This window comes from Pseudoalteromonas sp. Angola-4, from assembly GCF_028599265.1.
GTDB lineage: Bacteria > Pseudomonadota > Gammaproteobacteria > Enterobacterales > Alteromonadaceae > Pseudoalteromonas > Pseudoalteromonas atlantica.
Window position 1 is genome coordinate 1 of sequence record NZ_JAQREK010000027.1, and the last position, 20,606, is coordinate 20,606.

Below are 20,606 nucleotides of genomic sequence, written 5' to 3' on the forward strand. Positions count from 1 at the left end.
ATTAAAACCACTTAAAGATCTATTGCACAAAGAGAAGTGAAAGAGGAGTAAATGAGAAAATACAAGCTATTGTTTATTAGCTCTTTCAAATTAGCTTGTTTAGCTTTATTACTCACTCTAAAAGCGCTGCGTCTCTTATCCTCTTTGTGAATATGTGTTTATTACGGGCTTTGCCCATCACGCCAACAAGCTTGAGTGTACAATTTTAAATTCACTGTATGAAATTTCGCCCGTAGGCGTGAAGCTTGCTCACGCGAGAATCAGCGTTTTGGTTTTTTTAATTTTTTACTAATAAAATCACTTAAAAATCTATTGCACAAAGAGAAGCGAAAGAGGAGCAAATGAGAAAATACCTTTCAGGACAAGACAGGTATTAAAACAAAAAAGCCGCGCTATTTTTACATAGCGCGGCTTTTTAATGAGGCTAAGGGTTACTCAGCGCTCATTGTTTTAGTCATGTCTGAACTAGCACGACCTGCAGGTTTAATTGACCCTGCGCGTAAGCCACTATCAGGAACTAACTCACGTTTATCGTGTGCCATGGCAACTGATGTATGCTTTACGTCGCTATCAGCAACTGGTGTCGGTTGAGCCATAGGTGCGCTTGCAGCCCCTTTGCTAATAACCGTTTTTGCATTGGCATCTTTTTGCTCAGCTACTTCAGTCTCTGCTTTAACAGGCTCAGGTTTCGCTGGTTGCTCAGCTACTTCAGGCTGTGCTTTAACAGGCTCAGGTTTCGCTGGTTGCTCAGCTACTTCAGGCTCTGCTTTAACAGGCTCAGGTGTTGCTGGTTGCTCAGCTACTTCAGGCTCTGCTTTTACAGGCTCAGGTTTCGCTGGTTGCTCAACTACTTCAGGCTCTGCTTTAACAGGCTCAGGTGTTGCTGGTTGTTCAGCTACTTCAGGCTCTGCTTTAACAGGCTCTGGTGTTGCTGGTTGCTCAGCTACTTCAGGCTCAGCTTTAACAGGCTCTGGTGTTGCTGGTTGCTCAGCTACTTCAGGTTCTGATTTCACAGGCTCGGATGCTGTTATTGGTTGCTCAGTAACAACAACTGGCTCTTCAGCTGTTTCAGGATCAACAGTGTGTACTGCATCGTCATCGGCTGTTGGTTGCTCTGCTTTAGGGGCAGCTTCAACTTTAGCTAAATCTTCTACAGCTAACGCTTGCTCAACATTTTCTGATGCATCGTTTGAGGTTGGCTGCTCAGCTTTTGCTTTTAGCTCTGCCTCATACTCAGCGGCAGCTTGATCTGCTACTGGCACAAATGCCGGAGCTTCATCTGCTTTTTCTTCTGTAGCTTCACCTTGTTCAGGACGACGGCGACGCTGGCCCGAAGCGCGAAGGTGACGAGGAGAACGGCGTGAACGCGTACGTGTTTGCCCTTGCTCATCTTCAGAGTTTGCTTCGTCAGTTGACGCTGCAGCTACTGGCTTTTCTTCTTGCTCAGGTTGTGCCTTAGGCGCTTGCTCTTTCACAGGTGCAGGTTTTGTTTGCTCTGACTTTTGCTCATTTGCAGTTTGCTTTGCTGCTGGCGCTTGCTCTTGCGCTTTAGGCTGCTCTACTTTAGCTGTTTCAGTGCTTTGCTGCGCTTGCTCAGTCGTATCAGATGCTTTTACTTGCTCAGTATTTTCATCTTGGATACGTACTTTTTTGCGAACATTACGACGTTGACGGCGAACTTTTGGCTTTTGCTCTTTAGGCTCAGTGCTTTGCTTAGCCTCTGTTTCATTCGCTTTTACGTCTGTTTTAACTTGCTCTTTGTCTGCATTACGATTGTCGTTATTACGGTTATCGTTACGCTTACGCGAGTTAGGATTACGACGGCGCTTATTGCGGTTCTCGTTTTTCTCTTGGCTTTCGTTCGCGGTAGATTCAGTTTTCACTTCTTCTTCAGCAGGGCGTTCACCACGAGGTTTAGAGCGTGAGTTATTACGACGACGCTGGTTGTTATTGCGGCGACGGTTGTCACTGTTACCACGGCGATTGTTATTACGTGTTTGCTGTTGCTTTTCTTGCTCAGCTTTTTCTTTTGCTTGCTTTTCTTCTTCGCTTTCACCAGCAAATAACGACTTAAACCAATTACCAATAGCAGCCAATAGGCCACCTTCAACCTTAGGTACAGCAACAGGCGCTGCTGGTTTGTCTACTTTAGCTTGCGGCGCTGGCGTTGAAGGCATAACAACACCTTTAAGCATCGGCTCTTCACGAACAGGCGCAGCTGCTGGTTTAGCCATTTCGAACGATTCTGGCTCAGGTGCAACAACTTGCTCGTAACTTACTGTTTCTAGTGTTTCGTCTTTACGTAAACGCATCACTTCGTAGTGCGGTGTTTCCATGTGTTGATTAGGAATAATAACCACATCACATTTATGATGTTTTTCAATACGATGAACGCTTCTGCGCTGCTCGTTTAATAAATAAGCGGCAACCGCTACAGGCACTTGTGCATTTACTTGTGCTGTGTTGTCTTTAATTGCTTCTTCTTCAATTAAACGCAAAATAGACAAGGCGATAGACTCGTTAGAACGAATAGTACCTTGGCCGCTACAACGCGGACATGGGCCTTGGCTTGCTTCACCTAGTGAAGGGCGCAAACGCTGGCGCGACATTTCAAGTAAACCAAAGCGCGAAATTTTACCAATTTGTACACGCGCACGATCTGGACGAGCGGCATCTTTTAAGCGGTTTTCTACTTCACGCTGATGGCGTGGCGGTGTCATATCGATAAAGTCGATAACAATTAAGCCACCTAAGTCGCGAAGACGTAATTGACGCGCAATTTCATCAGCCGCTTCTAAGTTAGTATTCAGTGCTGTTTCTTCGATATCTCCGCCTTTTGTTGCTTTAGACGAGTTGATATCAATAGAGGTAAGCGCTTCTGTTGGGTCAATTACAATTGAGCCACCTGAAGGCAAACGTACTTCACGTTGGAACGCAGACTCAATTTGGCTTTCAATTTGGTAATGCGTAAACAATGGCGTGTCGCCTTGATAAAGCTTTACGCGGCTCATAAAGTCAGGGCGAAAACGCTCAATGTGCGCTTTAGCTTCTTCAAATACACGTGGTTTATCAATTAATATTTCACCAATATCACGACGTAAATAATCGCGAATAGCGCGAAAAATCACATTGCTTTCTTGGTGAATCAAAAACGGTGCTTTAGCACTGTCGGCTGCTTGTTGAATTGCATCCCAATGTACTAAAAGTGCTTTTAAATCGTAGTTTAATTCTTCAAACGATTTGCCAACACCTGCTGTACGAACAATTAAGCCCATACCTTTAGGAAGTTCTAATCGGCTAAGTGCTTCTTTAAGGTCTGTACGCTCATCGCCTTCAATACGACGAGAAATACCGCCTGCACGAGGGTTGTTTGGCATTAGCACTAAGTAGCTACCCGCTACGCTGATAAAGGTAGTAAGGGCTGCGCCTTTTTGGCCGCGCTCTTCTTTATCAACTTGTACAATTACTTCTTGGCCTTCTTTAATCACGTCGCGAATATTTGGGCGACCATGAAAAGTGTAACCTTGTGGGAAGTAAGTACGGGCAATTTCTTTTAAAGGAAGGAAACCATGACGATCGGCGCCGTAATCTACGAAAGCCGCTTCTAAAGAGGGTTCAATGCGTGTGATTTTGCCTTTATAAATATTTGCTTTTTTCTGTTCGTGACCTGGGCTTTCTATATCTAAATCATATAGGCGCTGGCCGTCAACCAGTGCTACGCGCATTTCTTCTTGCTGCGTTGCATTGATTAGCATACGTTTCATATTGTTACTCTACTTATTTTTTGTCGCTGACATGACGAAACGTGTTCGCCTGTTCAGTTGTTCCTTTTTTTAGAATGTGCAGCCTCACGACTGGGTCTGTAACGGAACGCTCTGTAATGTGTATGCAGTATTTTTTAAATGCTGGCTAACAATAACGTACGCTTACGTTATTAAATTCTTTATGGTGCTAAAACTGTCGGCTCTTATGCTCTTTACAAGTTTTACACAGAAGTTGGCCTGTCATATCAATCTTTTTAGTACGTTTATGTTAGGCGCGTAGGGCTCGTTAAGTAACTTAAATACGATGAGTATTTTCTAAGTACTTGCGAGCAAAGTTCGCTGCCGAATGTTAATAAACGCTTATTTGCTAGATTTTTAGTTCTAAATAAGCTGCTATACGGTACTACGTGTGAGCAAATGCTGAACAACGTTTTTACGTCGTCACTATCAAACAAATTATTTGTTCATTGCTTTTATTTTTACATTAAATGTAAATTCATGTTCAAACTTAACCAGTAATATATTACGCGCATTACTGTTAGTTGATCGCACGTGTTAACTGAGTAGGTATAAAAGCTTTGGAAAACTTAACTCGGATCTGTATGATCGGCTACCCAGAATGTGCATCACGAATGTTTTAATGTGTTAAAAAGCACCGTTGTTATTTGCAAATACTAAATATTTGCGCTGCTGATTATCCCACTATTATAACCGTGTTAGCAACTAAATTATTTTACTTAAATCAGTGATTAGGCAATGTCAGAAAAAACCGGCTTACAAGTAACTTTTGTCACAATCAACGAGGACCATTTAGGTCAGCGTATTGATAACTTTCTTATTACCCATTTAAAAGGGGTGCCTAAAAGCGCTGTTTATAAAATTTTACGCAAAGGCGAGGTACGCGTTAATAAAAAGCGTATTAAACCAGTTTACAAATTACAGCTTGATGATGTAGTGCGTATTCCGCCAATTAAAGTAGCAGAGCGCGAAGAGTTTGTGCCTAAAAAGCTTGATAAAGTGAAGCAATTAGAAGACGCAATACTCTTTGAAGACAAATACCTTATTGTAATTAACAAGCCCTCGGGCATGGCAGTACATGGCGGTAGTGGCTTAAGCTACGGTTTAATAGAAGCACTACGCGTATTACGCCCAGATGAGCGCAGTTTAGAGCTAGTACACAGGCTTGATAGAGACACATCGGGGTGTTTATTAATTTCAAAGCGTCGCTCGGTACTTACCGCATTGCATGAGCAGCTGCGTGAAAAAACGATGGAAAAAAATTACTGGGCGTTGGTAACAGGGCAGTGGGATTCGTCGGTTAAAAATGTGACCGAAGGGCTGCGTAAAAACACCCTCAAGTCGGGCGAGCGAGTAGTGCGTGTAGATAATAACGAAGGTAAACCTTCACATACTCGCTTTAGAGTACTTGAGCGTTTTAACGAGTGTTCGTTAGTGCAAGCCTCACCTGTGACTGGACGTACTCACCAAATTCGTGTTCATACACAGTGTAAAGGCCACCCTATTGCATGCGATGATAAATACGGCGACCAAGGGTTTGATGTATCAATGCGCAAAATAGGCTTAAACCGCTTATTTTTACACGCCCACGATTTAAGCTTTTATCACCCTAAAAACGAAACTACCATGCGCGTAGAGGCGCCGCTTGATAACGCACTTAAAAGTTGTATTTTAAAATTAAGAGATGCTAAAGCGTAATGACCACCGCTGTATTAAAAAAATATAAACTGGTTATTTTTGATTGGGATGGCACTGTAATGGACTCAATTAGCAAAATTGTTAATTGTATTCGTCACAGTGCGCTGGCGCTTAATATTGAGCCGCCGAGCGACACTGCAATTAAAAATATTATTGGTATGTCGCTTGAACTTGCTATTGAGGTGCTATTTCCTGAGGACGTAGCGCAGCATCCCGCATTAATTAACGGCTATAAACAGCAATACCGTGTTGATACGACTGCCACTCCTGTATTTGATAATGTAGAAAATGTACTAAGTGCGTTAAAAGCACAAGGAGTTATTTTAGCGATTGCCACAGGTAAAGGGCGTGATGGTTTAATGCGTTTATTAGAGCAAACTCAGTTAGGGCATTACTTTAGTGCCACGCGCACAAGTGATGAAGCACGCTCTAAACCTTCGCCCGATATGCTTGAACAACTATTAGCTGAATTAGCAATAAATGCCGACGAAGCACTCATGATTGGGGATACCAAAATAGATATGGCCATGGCACAGGCAGCCAACATAGATAGAATTGGCGTTACCATGGGCGTACACAGTGCAGCGCAGCTAAGTGAGTTTAGCCCCGTTGCAACCGTTGATAATTACCAGCAGCTGCAACGCATACTACTTGGCTAAGGTTGAGCGGCGAGTATGTCGAGATTAAACTCAGCCAATAGCTGGCTGAGTTTAATAAGAGGCAAGCCTATTAAGCTATTAGGATCGTCTCCGTTTAATTTTTCAAATAAGCAAATCCCTAATCCTTCACTTTTAAAGCTCCCAGCACAGTTATATGGCTGCTCTGCATCGCAGTAGGCTTCTATTTGCTCTTTGGTGAGTGTTCTAAATACTACCTCAAAAGGCTCTATTAACGTTTTTGCTTTATCGCTAGCAATATCGTAAACACACAGGCCTGTTAAAAACGTGACAGTTTGGCCGCTAAACAAAGAAAGCTGCTTTATGGCGTTTTCTTTATTATGAGGTTTACCAAGTATTTGCCCATCAAATACGGCCACTTGGTCGGAGCCGATTGCAAGGCCTTTAACAAAATGATCGCAAGCTGCACGCGCTTTGCGCTCGCTTAGGCGCTTAACAAGTTGCTCTGGGGTTTCGTTTGGTATGGCTATTTCGTCAATATCAGGCGAAAAAGTACTAAATGGCAGATTAAATTTTTGCAATAAAGACTGCCTAAATGGCGAGCTTGACGCTAATATAAGCGGGTGCTTCATAAATTATTATCCTAATTAAAATTAGTTTGAGTTAGGATAAATCAGATCCGTAATGAAAACACGTGAAAAACCATGTAAAAATGCTTTTTTGCTTTGACTAACCAATTAACTATCTATATGATGCAGCCCCTATGCAAAAGGTAAAAATTCCCATCACTCTTCATCCTGGGAAAGCAGCGCAACACCGTTTAACTTACGATGGTATTGTACCGCTTGAAAAACTTGCTCGTTTACGAGGTGTTGTACAGGAAGAAGTAGGTGAAATAGCGGTAAAAATTCAGTGCAAAACCGATGAGCAAGGTTTAGTTGTGATTAGTGGCAATTTGTCTACACACGTAACTGTAACTTGTCAGCGTTGTAATGATGATTTAGGGTTGGATTTGGATCAAGACTTTATGTATTCGCCTGTTGGTTTGGATGCTGAGTCAGATGATCTTCCTGAAGTCTACGATGAAGTAGCGCTTGATGAAAACGGTGAAATTAACGTGTTTGAGTTAATCGAAGACGAGCTAATTTTAGCCGTGCCATTAGTGCCTACACACAACGAAGCTTCGTGCAATTACTCATCAAAGCCTGCTAGCTTTGGTGTACTAAAGGCGGAAGATGATAAACCAAATCCATTTGATATTTTGAAACAACTTAAGAAAGATTCTTAGGAGAAGACTAATGGCTGTACAAAAAAGCAAAAAGTCTCGTGCAAGACGCGGCATGCGCCGTTCACACGATGCGATCAACGGTCCAACTTTAACAGTTGACCAAACTTCAGGTGAGACTCATCGTCGTCACCATGTAACTGCTGACGGTTACTACAAAGGCGTTCAAGTAATTTCTAACTAAGAGATTGCTTTATGCTGACTAATCTAACCATAGCGTTAGATATGATGGGGGGCGATTATGGCCCCCGTTCATCTATCCCCGCTGCCGTTTGCGCAGTAAATGCTCATGCCAATTTAACACTCATTTTATGTGGCAACGAGCAAGTAATTACTAATCAGTTAGAATCCCTCGATTCACTTTCACACCCACGTTTAATTATTCGCCATTGCAGCGAAGTTGTCACTAATGCCTGCGAACCCGCTTTAGCTGTGCGTTCAAAAAAAGACTCCTCTATGCGTGTCGCCCTTGATTTAGTTAAATCGGGTGAAGCACAAGCATGTGTAAGCTCGGGTAACACCGGCGCTTTATTTTTTATGGCTCATTACGTATTAAAAATGCTGCCTGGTGTTAAACGCCCCGCATTAATATCGGCCGTTCCTACAGAGCGAAAAAATCCAGTTTATCTGCTTGATTTAGGCGCTAATGTGCATTGTGATTCAGAAATACTTTATCAATTTGGCATTATGGGCTCGGTAGTAGCAGGCCAAGCTCTTGGCTGCGATAACCCTAAAGTGAGTTTACTTAATATTGGCTCTGAAGACATAAAAGGCCATGAAGGCATAAAGCAAGCAGCGCAGCTTATGCAGCAAAGCCCTTATATTAATTACACGGGTTACAGTGAAGGCAGTGATATTTTTTCGGGGAAAGCCGATGTCATTGTGTGTGAAGGGTTTGTCGGAAACGTTGCATTAAAAACCTGCGAAGGCATTGCTAAACTGATCATGAAAAAGTTTACAAGCGCCTTAGAAAAGCACTTAATTTACAAATGCATGGCGTTTATTTTAAGTCCTATCATAAAAAAACTCTATAATCGGGTGAACCCCGACCAGTATAACGGTGCTTCTCTGGTAGGATTGCGCGGTATTGTCGTTAAAAGCCATGGAAATGCATCAGCAAAAGCATTTCAAGCAGCAATCGATGAAGCGGTAAAAGAGGTTGAACGTCAACTTCCAAATAAAATAGCCGCTATTTTCGAAAAAACACATTCTAAAAACTCGGCGGCCGAATAACGTTTAGGTGCCGTAGTTACACTAAATTTTTGTTTAATTAAAAAGAGCAAAGTATGGCACAAAAAATTGCACTTCTATTTCCTGGTCAGGGCTCACAAAGCGTTGGCATGTTAAGCGAGCTACTAGAGAGCTCTGACATTGTAAAAGCAACCTTTAGTGAAGCGTCAAGCGCACTTGGCTACGATTTAGCAGCGCTTGTACTAAATGGCCCAGAAGAAGAACTTAATCAAACTCACCGCACTCAACCTGCTTTATTAACAGCAAGCGTGGCAATTTACCGCCACTGGTTAGCTGCAAACCCAGATGTGGATGTGGTTATGGCTGGTCACAGCTTAGGTGAATACTCTGCATTGGTATGTAGTGACGTTATTAGCCTAGGTGAAGCGGTAAAACTTGTTGAAAACCGTGGCTTATACATGCAAGAAGCTGTACCTGCGGGCGTAGGCTCTATGGCTGCCATTATTGGTTTAGGCGATGAGCAAATAAAAACAGCATGTGAAGAGTCTGCACAAGGCGAGGTTGTTTCACCTGTAAATTATAACTCACCAGGGCAAGTTGTTATTGCAGGGCATAAAGCTGCTGTTGATAGAGCTTCACAAGCGTGTAAAGATGCCGGCGCAAAACGTGCCTTACCATTGAGTGTAAGCGTGCCTTCACATTGTGAACTAATGAAACCTGCGGCTGAAAAACTTGCCAACGATTTAGCCGCTTTAACATTTAATACACCTAAGTGTGATGTAATTAATAATGTTGATGTAAAAGCACAAAGCTCGGCTGATGCAATTAAAGATGCATTGGTACGTCAACTATACAGCCCAGTTCGTTGGACAGAAACAGTACAGGCTTTAGTTGCTCAAGGCATTACGCAAAGCTACGAATTTGGCCCAGGTAAAGTATTAACTGGACTTGCAAAACGAATTGATAAAGCAATGGTATGTGGCTCAGTAAATGACGCTGCTGCTATCGACGCTGCAAAATAAGAGAATATAAAATGACTAATTTATTTTCATTAGAGGGCAAAGTTGTCCTAATTACTGGCGCAAGCCGTGGTATTGGTAAAGCAATTGCAAACACTTTAGTAGCGCAAGGCGCAAAAGTAGCAGGTACTGCTACGAGTGAGTCAGGCGCGGCTAAAATTAGCGATTACTTAGGTGATAACGGTAAGGGTTATGCTTTAAACGTAACCGATCCTGCATCGATTGAGGCTACATTAGCAGCAATAAAAGCCGACTTAGGCGATGTTGACGTACTTGTAAATAACGCAGGTATTACCCGTGATAATTTATTAATGCGTATGAAAGACGGTGAGTGGGACGATATTATCGACACTAACTTAAGCTCTATCTTCCGTTTATCTAAAGCGGTATTACGCCCAATGATGAAGAAAAAGAACGGCCGTATTATTAATATTGGCTCAGTTGTGGGCACTATGGGTAATGCAGGCCAAGCTAACTACGCGGCAGCTAAAGCGGGTGTTATTGGCTTTTCTAAATCGCTTGCACGCGAAGTTGCATCGCGCGGCATTACAGTAAATGTAGTAGCCCCTGGTTTTATTCAAACTGATATGACCGATGAGCTAACAGAAGATCAAAAAGCGGCCACCCTTGCTAATGTACCAGCAGGTCGATTAGGTCAACCTGATGAAATAGCAGCGGCAGTGTGTTATTTAGCATCTGACGCGGCTGCGTATGTATCTGGCGAGACTTTGCATGTAAATGGCGCGATGTACATGGTTTAACCGCCATTGTTATAAGCAAATGCTAAAAATAACTTAAGTAAGTGACCTCAAAAACATTGAAATTTTTATGATCTTGCTTTAAACATACTTGAAATCGCTGTGAAAATAAGCGATAAAAGACAAAACAAACACTCAGAGGTTTGACCAGACAATTATTTATGGTCAAATCATTGAATCAGAGAATTATGCGGCGTAAACTACGCCGCAATCTGAAAATAACGCATTGGCGTTTTTAATAAAGGAAAGAAGAATGAGCGATATCCAAGAACGCGTAAAAAAAATTATCATCGAACAGCTAGGTGTTAAAGAAGAAGAAGTTAAAAACGAAGCTTCTTTCGTGGACGACTTAGGTGCAGATTCTCTTGATACTGTTGAACTAGTTATGGCTCTTGAAGAAGAGTTTGATACTGAGATCCCAGATGAAGAAGCTGAAAAGATCACTACAGTACAATCTGCAATCGATTACGTATCAGCTCACGCTGAGTAATTAATCGCATATTAAAGGCAGCATTCGCTGCCTTTAATCTATATATCCAAACCACCTCAAAGTTCATGATTCAAATTCACCCGCTTTTACTCTCTACTGCATTCATTTGTAATAGCACATCTTTAGTTGAATTTGAGACTCGCACTTTGAGGTCGCTTGGGTATGAATTCCCTTTGTAATGCCAATAGATTTAAATTTAGTGAGTTAAACGGCTTACTAAAATAATACTATTTTAATCAATTGGTTTAAATATCCCTTATTGGAGGCAAACCGTGGCTAAACGTCGAGTCGTCGTAACTGGCTTAGGAATGTTGACGCCGCTAGGTAATGATGTGCAATCTACCTGGCAAGGCTTATTAGATGGTAAAAGTGGTATACAAAATATAACCCACTTTGATACATCAAAATTTGGTACTAAATTCGCTGGACTCATAAATGACTTTGATGCAACTGCATACATGTCGGCGAAAGATACTAAAAAAATGGACTTATTTATTCAGTATGGCATTGCAGCGGGTGTTCAAGCCTTACAAGATTCAGGCCTTGAAGTTACTGAACAAAACGCAACACGTATTGGTGTTGCTGTAGGCTCAGGCATTGGTGGATTGACCCTAATTGAAGAAAACCACATAAAGCTACTTAACAGTGGCCCACGTAAGCTTTCTCCATTTTATGTGCCATCAACCATTATTAATATGATCTCGGGCCATTTATCAATGATGCATGGTTTACGTGGTCCTAATATTTCTATTGTGACGGCATGTACTACAGGCCTGCACAATATTGGCCATGCAGCGCGTATGATTGCTTACGGCGATGCCGATGCGATGGTTGCCGGTGGCGCAGAAAAAGCCTGTACACCTATTGGTATGGGTGGCTTTAATGCTGCACGTGCGCTTTCTACCCGTAACGACGACCCACAAGCTGCGTCGCGTCCGTGGGACAAAGACCGCGATGGTTTTGTACTATCTGATGGTGCAGGTGTTGTTGTAGTAGAAGAGTATGAACACGCTAAAGCACGTGGCGCTAAAATTTATGCTGAGCTTGTTGGCTTTGGTATGAGCGGTGATGCGTATCACATGACCTCGCCACCGGAAGACGGTGCAGGTGCGGCACTTGCTATGCAAAATGCATTAAACGATGCACAAGTAAATGCAGACCAAGTTGGTTACATTAACGCACACGGTACATCTACTAATGCAGGCGACAAAGCCGAAACGCAAGCTGTTAAAACTATTTTTGGCAGTGCAGCGCAAGATGTAATGGTAGGCTCGTCTAAATCGATGATGGGACACCTATTAGGTGCAGCGGGTTCTGTAGAGTCTATTATTTCTATTTTATCGCTGGCCGATCAAAAAGTATCGCCCACCATCAACCTAGATAACCCAGATGAAGGCTGTGACTTAGATTACATAGCCCACACTGCACGTGATGCAAAACTCGACTTTGCACTGTGTAACTCATTTGGTTTTGGTGGGACTAATGGCTCGTTGCTATTTAAAAAGGTATAATCCTTTTTAACAACGAACCACATTATAAGAGCTCAGTTGTTTAACTGGGCTTTTTTTATGCAAGCAATTCAATATGCAAACAATAATAACAACCGATGATACAAGTGCGATTAATACACGCGATAGAGGCCTTAACTACGGTGATGGCTTTTTTACCACAGCCAAAGTAATTGCTGGGCAGGTAGAGCATTGGCAGTACCATAAAGCACGTTTGGTAGAATGCGCAAAACGCTTAGCGTTTCCTGCAATTAACTTTACTGAGCTTGAGCAACATATTGCAAAGGCGATTACTGGCTGCCAATTAAATGTGCTTAAAATAGTGATCACCCGCGGAGAAGGTGGGCGAGGCTATGGGTTGCCGCAACACACCCATTTAACCATTTTAATTACCGTGTTAGGGTTTCCACAAAGCTACCCAGCATTAGCAAAAACAGGGGTGAGTTTAGCCCTAAGCCCAATAAAATTAGCAGCCCAACCTTTATTAGCCGGTTTAAAAACACTTAACCGACTAGAACAAGTGCTGATTAAAAATGCCATGGCAAAACAACAATGTGACGATGTTTTAGTACTCGATCATCAAAACAATGTGATTGAAGCCTCGGCAGCTAATATTTTTACTATTAGTGATAATAAGCTATATACGCCAAGCCTTGAGCAATGCGGTATTAAAGGGGTTTATCTGCAATCGTTATGTGATAAATTAGCGGTTGAATTTAAGCAAGTAAGCCTAAATGAATTAACCCAAGCTAGTGCAGTATTTATTTGTAATAGCTTAATGGGCGCTGTGCCCGTTAGTCGTATAGAACAACATACATTTAATGTTGAGCAAAGCATGTGTTTATTAAATGAATTATTAGCCAAGGAGGCTAAGTGTTAAAAGTTATTTTATCGGTATTATTGTTAGCTTTAGTTACAACGCTAGTAGGGTATCAGCAATTACAAGCAACAATAACTAGCCCGCTAAATATAACAACGCCTACCCAGTTTGAAGTTAAAAAAGGCATGGGCTTTAACCAGCTATGTAAACAATGGCAAGCTAATAATTGGTTAAAAAGCTGCTGGCGCTATCAAGTAATTGCAAAGCTTGACCCAACACTAACCGACTTAAAAGCCGGCTTGTACGAGCTAACGAATACAAGCGTTATTAATAATATAAAAAAAATAAACAACGGTGAGCAAATCAGTTTTAGCTTTACTATTATTGAAGGGCAAAACTTACGCGAAGTGATAGCAGCCATTAGTAGTGCGCCGCATTTAACTAATAACTTAAATACAGAGCAACTGGCGCAGCAAATAGTAGGTGAAGAAAGCCATTTAGAAGGATGGCTGTTTCCAGATACGTATCATTATCACAGCGGTGATACTGCCAGTAGTTTATTAAAACGTGCAGCCGTTAAAATGCAGCAAACACTTGAGCAAGCATGGCCACAACGTGCAGAAAACCTACCGTATAAAAACGCATATGATGCACTTATCATGGCCTCTATTATCGAAAAAGAAACAGGCCTTGCCAGTGAGCGCCCCTTAATAGCCGCCGTATTTATAAATAGATTAAACGCAAATATGCGCCTACAAACCGATCCCACCGTAATATATGGCCTAGGAGAGAGTTTTGATGGTGACATTAAACGAAAAGATTTACGCGATTACACACCCTATAATACGTATCGCATTAAAGGGCTGCCGCCAACACCCATTGCCATGCCCTCAAAAGCGGCTATTTTAGCAGCGCTTAATCCGCCTAAAACACAGTATGTTTATTTTGTGGCGAAGGGCGATGGCAGTCATCAATTTTCAACCACGTTAAAGCAACACAACGCGGCAGTTAAAACGTATATATTAAATAAAACGAATTAAACTTTATATGAAACCAAAATTTATTGTTATTGAAGGCCTTGAAGGCGCAGGTAAATCAACGGCTATTTCGTTATGCCAAGACTTTTTAAATAAAAAACAAATAGACTTTATTAACGTACGCGAGCCAGGTGGGACACCGCTTGCCGAGTCTTTACGTACTTTAGTAAAAGCCGAACATGAAGAAGACATAGCCTTTGAAACCGAACTACTTATTATGTACGCAGCTCGCTCGCAGCTTATGCATAATGTAATTAACCCGGCGCTTGATAAAGGGCAGTGGGTATTAGCAGATCGCCACGATTTATCATCTCAAGCGTATCAAGGTGGCGGGCGCGGCATTAGCGCTAATACCTTATCGTCTTTGTCGTCTATGGTATTAAAAGGGTTAAAACCTGATTTAACTATTTACCTAGATATAGACCCCGTAATAGGCCTTGAGCGTGCTAAAGGCCGTGGAGAGCTTGATAGAATTGAGCAAGAAGCCATTGAGTTTTTTCAGCGTACGCGTATGCGTTATGTTGAGCTGGCAAATGACGATAGCTCAATAAAAACCGTAGATGCCAACCAAAGTATTGATAAAGTACACCGCGATATAACCAATGTACTACGCACTTTTTTTGAAGGGTTAAAATAACATGGCATTGCCATGGCTTAATAACGTAGAGCAACAGCTTGCGCAAAGTTATAAAGCGCAGCGTTTTCATCATGCGCAGTTGTTATGCGGGCCCAAAGGCGTTGGTAAGTTTGAGCTAAGCGAGCAATTAGCTAATAGCTTATTATGTCAAAATATTAATACCCACATGCAAAACGAAGGTAGCAAGTTAGCCCCGTGCGGGCAGTGTAAAAGTTGCTCATTAACACTTGCGGGTAACCACCCTGATAAACGGCTAACGCAAGTTGAAGGGCAAAGCATTGGTGTTGACGATATTCGTGCAATAAGCGATTTTATGAACCACTCTGCTGCACAAAATGGCAATAAAGTGGCTATTATTGAAAACTGCGAAAAAATGACCACGGCAGCAGCAAACGCGTTATTAAAAACCTTAGAAGAGCCCAGTAATAGCCGTTTTTTAATTTTAACCACAAGCCACACTGCGCAGTTACCTGCCACCATTTTAAGCCGCTGTGCCAAAACAGACATAAAAGTCGCAAACCCAGAAGCGGCTAAAACCTGGTTAGCCGATTTAAATATTAGTGACTATGTGTGGCTGCCTTTATTTTATACGCAACCACTTTTAATTAAACAGTGGCAAGCGCAAGAGCAGCTGCAACACATTGATACTTTATATAAATTTGCAACTGAGTTAAAACAAAGCCATAATTTTAGTCCGCTTGTAAATATTATAAACAAACAACCTGAGCTAATACGCATTTTTACATTATTTTTAAGCGAGCAATTAAAACAGCAGCTTATAATGGGTTTAAGTTTTGACGCGTACCAAAGTGCTCAGCAAGCGTTGAATGAATTTTTACAAAATAGCACAGAGGTACTCGGGCTTAATTTACCTCTAGCAGTGTCGCGTTTAGCGCATGCCCTGCGTAACATTTAATAGGAATACATATGCAAGAGCTTTTAGTTGATGTAGATAACCTTGACGAACTTTATCGCTGCTACATGCCTTATTTAAAAAAAGGCGGCCTATTTGTACGTACCAATATGCGTTACGAAATCGGCTACTCTTTAGCGCTTAGAGTGACTTTACCTGATGCGCTAGAAGATGACGTGGTAACGGGTAAAGTTGCCTGGATCACACCACAAGGCGCACAAAGCTCTAACCCACCAGGTATAGGTATTAGTTTTTTAGATGATAAAACAAATTTAAACGCTAAAATCGAAAAGCTATTAGGCACTATGTTAAACTCTGGTAATCCTACATATACCATGTAGTTTTAAACGCATTTGCTTAATAGTGATATGCATAAAGCAGCCGGTTAGCGAGCGCTTAGCTCTCGTTAACTTGCAATACTAACTTGCTTATATCAATTCGTTTAATACCCATTCGCTTACTTAAGTGATTTACTTTGAGGCTGGAAAAACGTGTTGATAGCTAGGCGAAAAAATTCGCTATTTAGTTGTGCTCGACAATTGCTCCTGCAATGCTCTACCTTCTGCATCCATGCAGTCGTAAATGAGAGTTTTTTAGCGCAGGTAGCGACACGTTTAGCTCCGCAAAATGATTAGGTATTATTGCAAATTGGTATAACTAAGTATTTTTGCAGGTTAGTATAATTTAACACCCAAAACCATACAGGCCGTATAGTGATTGTAGATTCTCATTGCCATTTAGATCGTCTTGATTTTGACAAACTAGATTTAAACTTAGATCAAGTACTCGACAACGCCCGCGCAAAGCAAGTAGAGCATTTTTTATGTGTAAGTGTAACGCTTGATCAATTCCCAAGCATGCTCGATAAAATTAAACACTACGATGATGTATCGGCCTCGTGTGGCGTGCACCCGCTCGATCAAAAAGATGCCCTAAATAAACAGCAGCTTATTGATTTAGCATCGCATGAAAAAGTGGTCGCAATAGGCGAAACAGGCCTAGATTACTATTATTCGAAAGACACGCACGCAGTGCAACAGGCAAGCTTTGTTGGCCATATTGAAGTAGCAAACGAGTTACAAAAGCCGCTTATTATTCATACCCGCGACGCCCGAGCCGATACGATTAACTTAATGCGTGAGCACAAAGCAGAAAATTGCGGTGGTGTACTGCATTGTTTTACCGAAGATTGGGATATGGCTAAAAAAGCCATCGACATGGGCTTTTATATTTCTATTTCGGGCATTGTTACCTTTAAAAATGCCGTAGAGCTTAAAGAAGTAGTAAAGCAAATCCCACTCGATCGGTTACTTATTGAGACTGATTCGCCGTATTTGGCACCTGTGCCGTACCGTGGTAAAACAAACCAGCCGGCGTATGTAGAAGATGTTGCCTACTACATTAGCGAGCTTAAAGGCATAAGCTTTAACGAGCTTGCAAAAGCCACCACAGATAACTTTTATTCACTTTTTAAATTAGCAGCAAAAGGCTAACACATGACTACTCAATCGGCGCAACTCCCGCTTTTATTAATGGGGCCCATGGTGCGCCGAGCTGAGCAACGTAGTATATGTATTCAATTTGCGACGTCACGCCCTGGCAATTGCCAAATTACACTCGTACACCATCAAAGTTACAGCGAGCAGCAAAGCATTGCACTAGGTAAACACCTTTACCTGCATTTTATTATTATAAAACCCGTTGATAACCCGTTTCCGCTCGATACTTTATTAGCCTATACTCTGCATATTAACGAGCAGCAAATTGATTTAACGCCGTGGTGTTTTAAAGGGCAAGTAGCGCCTTCGTTTGTTATTGCTAATAAGCTAACCCATATTTTACATGGCTCGTGCCGTAACGCGCATCATCCTGCAAAAGACAGTTTAGTATCTGCAAGCGAGTGGCAAAATAAACAACGTAGTAATAATCAGCAAGGCGCACAGCTTTTATTACTTAGTGGCGATCAAGTGTACGCCGATGATGTAGCCGGTCCTATGCTATTGGCAATTCATCAGCTAATAGATGTATTAGGACTTTATAAAGAGCAGTCGCTTGCGCTTAACTTACCAGCAGATATAAACGATCAGCTTTTTAACCGCCACCATTACTTACCTAAAACGCCATGGCAAAAACGTTCAAAATTGGGTGTAGGGTATTGGCTAAAAAAAGACGAGCCTCATTTTTCTAGCGTAAAAGCGCATAATCATTTAATTCACTTTGAAGAATTTGTGGCGTTGTACTTGCTTAACTTTAGCGCTGCCGCATGGCAATGCGTTAATATTAATAATATGCATTACACGCAAGGTAATGAAAAAAACACCGCCATTTTTAACGCCGAAAAAAAGGCTTTAATTGACTACGCAAAAGGCTTAAATAGCGTAGAGCGTTTATTTGCCAATGTATCTACCTTAATGATGTTTGACGATCACGATGTAACCGATGATTGGAACCTAACGGCAGGGTGGGAGCAAGCAATAAATCAAAACCCAAACAGTAAACGCATCATTAATAACGGGCTAATAAGTTATTGGCTGTTTCAAGGGCTGGGTAACGACGCGCTGCATAAAGCCGGAGCATTAATAAACGGTTTTAAACAAAGCCGAAGCGCTAATCATAGTTGGCAGTTTAAAGCCTTTGATAAACCGCTTAATGAGTTTAATTATTGGCATTATGAGCTTAACACCACACCAAAAGTGGTCGTGCTCGATACCCGAACACACCGCTGGCGTAACGAAAGTAACTTTAACGAACCCTCAGGCTTACTTGACTGGGAGCGCTTAACAGAGCTTGAAGAGAGCCTACTGAGCCACAGCAAAGTAATTATTGTATCGCCAGCGCCGGTATTTGGCGTTAAATCAATTGAGGCAATACAAGCGGCATTTAATATGTGCGGCCAACCGCTTATGGTAGACGTAGAAAACTGGATGGCACACGAAGGCTCCGCAAAAAAACTACTCGATACATTTAGACGCACAGACACACCCAGTGAAACGCTTATTTTATCGGGCGATGTGCATTATTCTTTTTGTTTTTCGGTGCAAAAGCGTTTTGGCGACCACCCCAATAGAATATGGCAACTCACCGCCAGCGGTATTAAAAACGAATTTCCGCGTAAGCTCATTAACGTACTCGATAAGCTCGACTCAATATTATACGGCCCCAAAAGCCCGCTTAACTTTTTTACCAAACGCTGGCACATGGAAGTAGATAAACACCAAACCGTAGGTGAAGGCCAAAAGTATTTAGTAAGCGACTCAGCCATTAGTTTAATCACCTTAAAGCAAGGCGACTTAGCCCGATATCAACTAATCCACGGCGACGGCCATTTAACTGAGTTTGATTTAGAGCATAAATAAAGCACATTATTGGTTTTGTAGACGTAGAGCTTGCTCACGTTAGAAGCGCAGCTTCTTTTAACTTAAAATACAATATCACCACCAAGAACACCAAGTCGCTGGCGTTACACAGAGAAGATATTAGCCCTTAAATTACTTCTCCTTGTGTTTTCCTTCACTTCTCTGAGGTGATAATTTACTTGTTTGCTAATTAAACAAGCGTAAAAGCGTTGCTTTTAAACGCCAGCAAGCTGTGCGTCTACAGGGCAAGGTTTGATATTTACTTGTAAACGTTGCGTTTTCTCACGTTAAAAGCGTAGCTTCTTATTAAAAGAACATTCGCACAAAGAGAAGTAAATGAGAAGTGAATGAGAAGACATAACCAATCCTGGCATTTTATTTATCACTACTCTAAAGCGCAGCGTCTCTAAACCTCTTTATGAAAAAGTAACTTAAGCTAATTGCACAAAGAGAAGCGAATGAGGAGTAAATGAGAAGACATAACCAATCCTGGCATTTTATTTATCACTACTCTAAAGCGCAGCGTCTGAAAACTTCTTTGTGGAAAAGTAACTTAAGCTAATTGCACAAAGAGAAGTGAATGAAGAGTAAATGAGAAAATACAACCAATGCAGACATCTTATTTATCACTACTCTAAAGCGTAGCGTCTCTAAACCTCTTTGTGAGTAATGTTTAAAAATTAGTCTTTTGAGAGTGAAGCTAAATAGAGGAACAGCAAATGAAATAGCTTAAAAATTAAATCTTTTTATACCGTCAATTAATTTTATAGTATTAAAGTTGATTAAAAGGCCAGCACTAACATTTGCAAGTTTCATATAGGTTATTAATTGTGCCGAATGAATCGGTAATAACTTTTCTACAGATTTAAGCTCGATTATTAATTTATTGGGCAACAAAATATCTAACCTGTAGCCAGCATTAATATGTGTGTCTTTGTAATAAACAGGTAAGTCATGTTGACTCTTCGACGTTAGACCTAATTCACTTAATTCATATATTAAACAGGCTTCATAAGTCGACTCTAACAAACCTGGCCCTAAAGTTTTATGTACCTCTATAGCACAACCAATCACAGCATGTGTCAATTTATTAATATCCATATATATCCTTATAAAACTTTAAGCGCATTGATTTTATATCATAGACAATAAAAGATTAATTGCACAAAGAGAAGGAAATGAGGAGTAAATGAGAAAACGAAACCGATGAAAATATTTTACTTTGTTTTATCACTACTCTAAAAGCGTAGTGTCTCTAAACCTCTTTGTGAAAATAAACTAAATCTAATTGCACAAAGAGAAGGGAGTGAGGAGTAAATGAGAAGACAAAAACGATCCAGACATTTTGGACTTTGTTAATTACGACTCTAAAGCGTAGCGTCTGAAAACTTCTTTGTGGAAAAGTAACTTAAGCTAATTGCACAAAGAGAAGCGAATTAGAAGACATAACCAATCCTGGCATTTTATTTATCACTACTCTAAAGCGCAGCGTCTC

The 20,606-nt window shown here is 41.3% G+C and carries 19 protein-coding genes; 16 read left to right on the plus strand and 3 right to left on the minus strand.

Features of this window, described 5'->3' with window-relative positions:
• Positions 1-431: 431 nt before the first annotated feature.
• Complete coding sequence (rne, locus tag PSH48_RS19415; protein ID WP_273612162.1) at positions 432-3,764, minus strand: ribonuclease E; 3,333 nt, start codon at positions 3,762-3,764, stop codon at positions 432-434.
• 756 nt (positions 3,765-4,520) lie between these two features.
• Between rne and rluC the strand changes: the two genes are divergently transcribed.
• Together rluC and PSH48_RS19425 are read left to right on the plus strand one after the other, a co-directional pair.
• Positions 4,521-5,480: a 23S rRNA pseudouridine(955/2504/2580) synthase RluC gene (gene rluC / locus PSH48_RS19420; RefSeq protein WP_004587682.1), complete on the plus strand. Its 960-nt coding sequence runs from the start codon at positions 4,521-4,523 to the stop codon at positions 5,478-5,480.
• Positions 5,480-6,139, plus strand: a complete 660-nt coding sequence (locus PSH48_RS19425; RefSeq protein WP_273612163.1) for an HAD-IA family hydrolase — start codon at positions 5,480-5,482, stop codon at positions 6,137-6,139. Before rluC ends, PSH48_RS19425 begins: the two co-directional genes overlap by 1 nt.
• Here the strand turns inward: PSH48_RS19425 and PSH48_RS19430 are convergent.
• Positions 6,136-6,729: a Maf family protein gene (locus PSH48_RS19430; RefSeq protein WP_273612164.1), complete on the minus strand. Its 594-nt coding sequence runs from the start codon at positions 6,727-6,729 to the stop codon at positions 6,136-6,138. The two genes, PSH48_RS19425 and PSH48_RS19430, sit on opposite strands and share 4 nt — an antisense overlap.
• Before the next feature lie 131 nt (positions 6,730-6,860).
• Between PSH48_RS19430 and yceD the strand changes: the two genes are divergently transcribed.
• The 14 genes from yceD to PSH48_RS19500 all read left to right on the plus strand — a co-directional run bounded on the left by yceD (position 6,861) and on the right by PSH48_RS19500 (position 19,111).
• Entirely contained in the window at positions 6,861-7,385 is a 525-nt protein-coding gene (gene yceD / locus PSH48_RS19435; protein ID WP_004587685.1) for a 23S rRNA accumulation protein YceD, read from the plus strand.
• Between the two features lie 10 nt (positions 7,386-7,395).
• A complete protein-coding gene (gene rpmF, locus PSH48_RS19440; protein WP_004587686.1) occupies positions 7,396-7,566 on the plus strand; it encodes a 50S ribosomal protein L32 in 171 nt (56 codons plus the stop codon).
• A gap of 11 nt (positions 7,567-7,577) precedes the next feature.
• Positions 7,578-8,615 carry a phosphate acyltransferase PlsX gene (plsX, locus tag PSH48_RS19445; protein WP_273612165.1) on the plus strand — a complete coding sequence of 346 codons (1,038 nt, stop codon included), beginning with the start codon at positions 7,578-7,580 and terminating at the stop codon, positions 8,613-8,615.
• A 53-nt stretch (positions 8,616-8,668) separates the two neighbouring features.
• Positions 8,669-9,595, plus strand: a complete 927-nt coding sequence (gene fabD / locus PSH48_RS19450; protein WP_004587688.1) for an ACP S-malonyltransferase — start codon at positions 8,669-8,671, stop codon at positions 9,593-9,595.
• Positions 9,596-9,606: 11 nt separating this feature from the next.
• Complete coding sequence (gene fabG, locus PSH48_RS19455; protein ID WP_004587689.1) at positions 9,607-10,353, plus strand: 3-oxoacyl-ACP reductase FabG; 747 nt, start codon at positions 9,607-9,609, stop codon at positions 10,351-10,353.
• A 250-nt stretch (positions 10,354-10,603) separates the two neighbouring features.
• Positions 10,604-10,840, plus strand: a complete 237-nt coding sequence (acpP, locus tag PSH48_RS19460) for an acyl carrier protein (protein WP_004587690.1) — start codon at positions 10,604-10,606, stop codon at positions 10,838-10,840.
• Between the two features lie 272 nt (positions 10,841-11,112).
• A complete protein-coding gene (fabF, locus tag PSH48_RS19465) occupies positions 11,113-12,351 on the plus strand; it encodes a beta-ketoacyl-ACP synthase II (protein ID WP_273603364.1) in 1,239 nt (412 codons plus the stop codon).
• 73 nt (positions 12,352-12,424) lie between these two features.
• Positions 12,425-13,228 (plus strand): aminodeoxychorismate lyase, encoded by an 804-nt coding sequence (pabC, locus tag PSH48_RS19470; protein ID WP_273612166.1) that lies wholly within the window; start codon positions 12,425-12,427, stop codon positions 13,226-13,228.
• Positions 13,222-14,208 carry an endolytic transglycosylase MltG gene (gene mltG, locus PSH48_RS19475; protein ID WP_273589722.1) on the plus strand — a complete coding sequence of 329 codons (987 nt, stop codon included), beginning with the start codon at positions 13,222-13,224 and terminating at the stop codon, positions 14,206-14,208. Before pabC ends, mltG begins: the two co-directional genes overlap by 7 nt.
• A gap of 7 nt (positions 14,209-14,215) precedes the next feature.
• The gene (tmk, locus tag PSH48_RS19480; RefSeq protein ID WP_004587694.1) at positions 14,216-14,842 is read left to right on the plus strand and encodes a dTMP kinase; all 627 of its coding nucleotides are present in this window, start codon (positions 14,216-14,218) and stop codon (positions 14,840-14,842) included.
• Between the two features lies 1 nt (position 14,843).
• A complete protein-coding gene (locus PSH48_RS19485) occupies positions 14,844-15,758 on the plus strand; it encodes a DNA polymerase III subunit (RefSeq protein ID WP_273612167.1) in 915 nt (304 codons plus the stop codon).
• A gap of 11 nt (positions 15,759-15,769) precedes the next feature.
• Positions 15,770-16,096, plus strand: a complete 327-nt coding sequence (locus PSH48_RS19490) for a PilZ domain-containing protein (RefSeq protein ID WP_004587696.1) — start codon at positions 15,770-15,772, stop codon at positions 16,094-16,096.
• 372 nt (positions 16,097-16,468) lie between these two features.
• Complete coding sequence (locus PSH48_RS19495) at positions 16,469-17,248, plus strand: TatD family hydrolase (RefSeq protein WP_055015072.1); 780 nt, start codon at positions 16,469-16,471, stop codon at positions 17,246-17,248.
• Between the two features lie 3 nt (positions 17,249-17,251).
• Positions 17,252-19,111 (plus strand): alkaline phosphatase D family protein, encoded by a 1,860-nt coding sequence (locus PSH48_RS19500; RefSeq protein WP_273612168.1) that lies wholly within the window; start codon positions 17,252-17,254, stop codon positions 19,109-19,111.
• 729 nt (positions 19,112-19,840) lie between these two features.
• On the opposite strand, the gene PSH48_RS19505 is transcribed toward PSH48_RS19500, so the two are convergent.
• On the minus strand, positions 19,841-20,212 hold the full coding sequence (locus PSH48_RS19505) for a GxxExxY protein (protein ID WP_138542565.1): 372 nt from the start codon (positions 20,210-20,212) through the stop codon (positions 19,841-19,843).
• Between the last annotated feature and the right edge of the window lie 394 nt (positions 20,213-20,606).

Coding starts and splice junctions, on each gene's coding strand:
- acpP (WP_004587690.1), top strand. CDS start 10,604: ATGAGCGATATCCAAGAACGCGTAAAAAAAATTATCATCGAACAGCTA.
- PSH48_RS19500 (WP_273612168.1), top strand. CDS start 17,252: ATGACTACTCAATCGGCGCAACTCCCGCTTTTATTAATGGGGCCCATG.
- rpmF (WP_004587686.1), top strand. CDS start 7,396: ATGGCTGTACAAAAAAGCAAAAAGTCTCGTGCAAGACGCGGCATGCGC.
- PSH48_RS19505 (WP_138542565.1), bottom strand. CDS start 20,212: ATGGATATTAATAAATTGACACATGCTGTGATTGGTTGTGCTATAGAG.
- plsX (WP_273612165.1), top strand. CDS start 7,578: ATGCTGACTAATCTAACCATAGCGTTAGATATGATGGGGGGCGATTAT.
- fabD (WP_004587688.1), top strand. CDS start 8,669: ATGGCACAAAAAATTGCACTTCTATTTCCTGGTCAGGGCTCACAAAGC.
- pabC (WP_273612166.1), top strand. CDS start 12,425: ATGCAAACAATAATAACAACCGATGATACAAGTGCGATTAATACACGC.
- PSH48_RS19485 (WP_273612167.1), top strand. CDS start 14,844: ATGGCATTGCCATGGCTTAATAACGTAGAGCAACAGCTTGCGCAAAGT.
- PSH48_RS19430 (WP_273612164.1), bottom strand. CDS start 6,729: ATGAAGCACCCGCTTATATTAGCGTCAAGCTCGCCATTTAGGCAGTCT.
- rluC (WP_004587682.1), top strand. CDS start 4,521: ATGTCAGAAAAAACCGGCTTACAAGTAACTTTTGTCACAATCAACGAG.
- tmk (WP_004587694.1), top strand. CDS start 14,216: ATGAAACCAAAATTTATTGTTATTGAAGGCCTTGAAGGCGCAGGTAAA.
- PSH48_RS19490 (WP_004587696.1), top strand. CDS start 15,770: ATGCAAGAGCTTTTAGTTGATGTAGATAACCTTGACGAACTTTATCGC.
- yceD (WP_004587685.1), top strand. CDS start 6,861: ATGCAAAAGGTAAAAATTCCCATCACTCTTCATCCTGGGAAAGCAGCG.
- fabG (WP_004587689.1), top strand. CDS start 9,607: ATGACTAATTTATTTTCATTAGAGGGCAAAGTTGTCCTAATTACTGGC.
- rne (WP_273612162.1), bottom strand. CDS start 3,764: ATGAAACGTATGCTAATCAATGCAACGCAGCAAGAAGAAATGCGCGTA.
- PSH48_RS19425 (WP_273612163.1), top strand. CDS start 5,480: ATGACCACCGCTGTATTAAAAAAATATAAACTGGTTATTTTTGATTGG.